Below are 2,684 nucleotides of genomic sequence, written 5' to 3' on the forward strand. Positions count from 1 at the left end.
TTGCTATTTCTCTTGCTTTTTCTTCTTCTTTAGCCTTTGCTATTTCTCTTGCTTTTTCTTCTTCTTTAGCCTTTGCTATTTCTCTTGCTTTTTCTTCTTCTTTAGCCTTTGCTATTTCTCTTGCTCTCTCTTCTTCTTTAGCCTTTGCTATTTCTCTTGCTCTCTCTTCTTCTTTAGCCTTTGCTATTTCTCTTGCTCTCTCTTCTTCTTTAGCCTTTGCTATTTCTTGCACTTTCTCTTCTTCTTTAACTTTTACTTCTTCTTTAGGCTTTACTATTTCTTGCGCTTTCTCTTCTTCTTTAACTTTTACTTCTTCTTTAGGCTTTACTATTTCTTGCGCTTTCTCTTCTTCCTTAACTTTTTCTTCTTCTTTAGGCTTTGTTACTTCTTGCGCTTTCGGTTCTTCCTTAACTTTTTCTTCTTCTTTAGGCTTTACTATTTCTTGCACTTTCGGTTCTTCTTTAACTTTTACTTCTTCTTTGATTTTTGCCTCTTCTTTAGGCTTTACTATTTCTTGTGCTTTCGTTGTTTCTTTCGTTTTTGCTACTTTCTGCGTCTTTACTTCTTTCTTTTCTTTAACTGATTTTTGTACTTTCGCTACTTGCTTCGTTTTCTCTTCGGTTTTCTTTTCAGTTGGTGCTGTACTTGATAGGAAAGAAACGTTTGCATAAGCTGTTTTTCCTTTATACTCAAATTGCAGCCATCCGTCTTTTACTTGATGCGTTGATTCAATTACATCATCTTTTTTTAGTCTGCCAAGAATTTCTGAATCTGTGTTTGCTTCAGTACGTACATTTAACAAATTCGCCGTTACATGATACACATCTTTTGTAAACTCCGAACTTACAAATACTTCCTTACCATTTAACTCAATTTTTGACCAGCCATCTTCGGTATTAATGACTTTTAACTCTTGCCCATTCTTTACTTTTTCGACCACTTTTGATTCTGTAGTCGGTTTTTCACGTACGTTAAGTACATCTGCTGTTACGATTGTTTCTGCGGTAGCAGTTGTGGTAAACGCCCCCAATCCAAAAATAGTTGCTGTTGCTGCGCCAATTACTTTTTTCATATTAGCCTCCATTATATTTTTTTGAATTTTATCAAATGCCTCTGCAAAATTGTATAATTTTACATAATATCAAAACATTTGCAACAGTATATTAATATTGTTTAATATACTGTTATTAAAACCCCTTACTCCAATACTATCAAATTCTCATTTCTAATTCTATATATTATAAATCTCCTTATCTTTTATAAAAGCTCCATGCCCTTCTTCACACTACATAGTTGTGGCAATTCCCGCCAAAAATAAACTTACGATTGCTAAAATTTGAGTAGCGACTATAGCCCCTCTTAAATGAAACTTATAATCTTTATATCCTTTCATACCTTCCGTACTAGGAATCACAACAAACCTTGGAGTAATCCAGCAAAAAATTAGCCAATCAATTATAAGTAAATCTACTAAATTGAAAATCATTAAAATACCAAAAGTGTGTAAATAAGCATCCATATACATTAATTTTTCATGCTTATGTAATATATATGTAGAAACGAAAGGACAACCGAAAAGAATAGCATTGTATACAATATTAAAGTAAATGGTTTGCTTTTTTTCATGAATCGATTTTGGAAAAACTACTTTTTGAATATCTTTCGGATAATCAGTTAATGAAAGTCGAGGATTATAATATAAGGACCCTAAAATCATTACGGATAGTACAATAGACATGATGACACCAACGTACATCATTTGCTCAAATTGATTCATATGCTTCATTCACCCTTTTCTGTAATTACTATGTTAATCATTCACTTAATTACACATTGTATGTACGTACATAATCAAAAATTAACATCTAGCTTTAATAGTGAAGCAAACAGATGCAAACGTACTAAAAGCAATGATCGATCCAAATTATATCCCTTCTCGCAAAATTTTACTAAGCGTAGGTTTTACATCGGAGAAAGTTTGTGAGATTGATGGATTACCTGGGGAAATTTTGAGCACATACATATAATTACAAAAAGGCAGTGCTACTTATGTAGCACTGCCTTTTTCTTTATTGGAATAATCCTTTTCCTTTATTCATTTACTTATAAAGTATTGTCAGTTCTTCTTTATGTTCTGTATTTCCACATTATAAATATTTCACGTCAAGGAGAGATGACTGAAATGAATAATCAAAAAATTGAACTTACTGGTCGTATCGTTACACCTAATGATCCTGATTATAATTCAGCGCGTGAAGAATTCAATACATTCTTCAACAAATTTCCGTTAATCATTATTTTTGCTCAAAATACGCAGGATGTAGTAAACGCTGTTCGCTGGTCAAGGCTACATAACGTTCCTATACGCATGCGCTCTGGACGTCATAATTATGAGGCATTATCCGTCAGTAATGCTGGTCTTGTAATTGATGTAAGTGAAATGAAGCAATTAGAAATAGATCACAATAATGGAACTGTAACTATCGGGACTGGATGGAGAAATATTTCTTTAATTGAAACACTTGCAGCTGAAGGATTAGTTGTGCCGAGTGGTGTTTGTCCTACTCCCGGGATTGCAGGTGTTACTTTAGGTGGCGGACATAGTATTCTCTCTCGTCCGTTTGGATTAACTCTCGATCATTTACTTGAATTAGAAATGGTAGACGCGAATGGTTGTATAATAC

General features: G+C 33.4%; 3 protein-coding genes and 1 pseudogene. 2 read left to right on the forward strand and 2 right to left on the reverse strand.

Annotated elements, in window-relative coordinates:
- Nucleotides 1-1,072: SH3 domain-containing protein (locus tag H6481_RS27990; protein WP_259347401.1), on the reverse strand; the 1,072-nt coding region annotated here is incomplete at its 3' end.
- Between the two features lie 213 nt (nt 1,073-1,285).
- Nucleotides 1,286-1,777, reverse strand: coding sequence for a nitroreductase (locus H6481_RS27995; RefSeq protein WP_182813786.1), 492 nt, complete (start codon nt 1,775-1,777; stop codon nt 1,286-1,288).
- Between the two features lie 97 nt (nt 1,778-1,874).
- On the opposite strand from H6481_RS27995, the pseudogene H6481_RS28000 reads away from it, so the two are divergent.
- Nucleotides 1,875-2,027, forward strand: a pseudogene (locus H6481_RS28000) (N-acetyltransferase); the annotation flags it as partial.
- Nucleotides 2,028-2,182: 155 nt separating this feature from the next.
- On the forward strand, nt 2,183-2,684 hold a 502-nt coding region (locus H6481_RS28005; RefSeq protein WP_182813788.1), incomplete at its 3' end, for an FAD-dependent oxidoreductase.

Origin of the sequence: Bacillus sp. ME78 (assembly GCF_903970865.1) — a bacterium.
Lineage (GTDB): Bacteria > Bacillota > Bacilli > Bacillales > Bacillaceae_G > Bacillus_A > Bacillus_A cereus.

What these genes read in the sequence shown, in the direction of transcription:
- H6481_RS27995 (WP_182813786.1), bottom strand. Translation starts at nt 1,777, where the DNA reads ATGAATCAATTTGAGCAAATGATGTACGTTGGTGTCATCATGTCTATT.